Here is a 1,290-nt window from a genome sequence, read left to right as displayed (position 1 = left end):
GGCGACATCGACATCCTGATCACCGACAAGACCGGCACGCTGACGGAAGGCCGCATCCGCCTGGTCGGCACGATCGATCCGGCCGGTGCGCCGGCCGAGCCGGTCCGGCGGCTCGGGCTGCTGGCCACCGACGTCGACCCGGAATCCGGTGTGGTGAGCGCCAATCCGCTCGACGCCGCGCTGTGGGACTCCCCGCAGCCACAGCAACTGGTGGGCGGCGCGGTGCGCCGCGTCGCGCTGCTGCCGTTCGACCACGAGCGGCGCGCGACGTCGGTGTTGGTCGACGACGACGGCAACCGCCTCCTCGTCGTCAAGGGCGCCCCCGAACAGGTCCTGGACCGGTGCGACGGGACGCCGGCGGCCGCGGATGCGACCCTGGCGGACTTGTTCGCCGCCGGACGGCGGGTGGTCGCCGTCGCCACCCGCCCGGCCGCCGAGCTGACGGAGCTCACCGCCGACGACGAACACGACCTGACGCTGGCCGGCTTTCTGGTCTTCGCCGACGAACCCAAACCCGCGGCGCGCCAGTCGCTGGCACAGCTGGCCGAACTGGGCATCGAGCTCAAGATCGCCACCGGCGACAATCCGCGGGTCGCCGAAAAGGTCTGCAATGACCTGGGTTTGGCGTCCAAGGGCACTCTCACCGGCGCCGAGCTGGAACCCCTCGACGACGACGGGTTCGTCGACGCCGCGCAAAACCACACCATCTTCGCGCGCATCTCCCCCGAGCAGAAGGCGCGGCTGATCACCGCGCTGCGCCGCAACGGGCGATCGGTCGGCTTCCTCGGCGACGGCGTCAACGACGCGTTGGCCCTGCACGCCGCGGACGTGGGGATCTCCGTAGACAGCGCCACCGACGTCGCCAAGGACGCGGCCGACGTGGTGCTGCTGGAAAAGGACCTGGGCGTGCTGGCCACCGGCGTCGCCGAGGGCCGCCGGATCTTCGCCAACACGATCAAGTACGTGCTGATGGGCACGTCGAGCAACTTCGGCAACATGTTCAGCGCCGCCGCCGCGTCGGCGTTCTTGCCGTTTCTGCCGATGCTGCCCAGCCAGATCCTGCTGGGCAACCTGCTCTACGATGCCTCGCAGTTGGCGATCCCCACCGACCGCGTCGATGAGGAGCAACGCGATGCGCCGGCGCACTGGAACGTCGCCTTCATCCGCAGGTTCATGCTGACGTTCGGGCCCATCAACTCGCTGTTCGACTTCCTGACCTTCGGATTCATGCTCGGCATCCTGCACGCCGGCGAGGTGGCGTTTCACACCGGGTGGTTCCTGGAAAACCTT

General features: G+C 69.1%; 1 protein-coding gene. It reads left to right on the top strand.

Annotation, left to right across the window (positions count from 1 at the left end; all coding sequences use genetic code 11):
* Positions 1-1,290 (top strand): HAD-IC family P-type ATPase (locus A5705_RS08520; protein ID WP_156763066.1); only part of this gene is annotated, 1,290 nt, incomplete at both ends.

The organism is Mycobacterium sp. E787 (genome assembly GCF_001668725.1).
Taxonomy (GTDB): Bacteria; Actinomycetota; Actinomycetes; order Mycobacteriales; family Mycobacteriaceae; genus Mycobacterium.
Note: the sequence above shows the minus strand (reverse complement) of the source record. Positions and strands in the feature narration are given on the sequence as shown.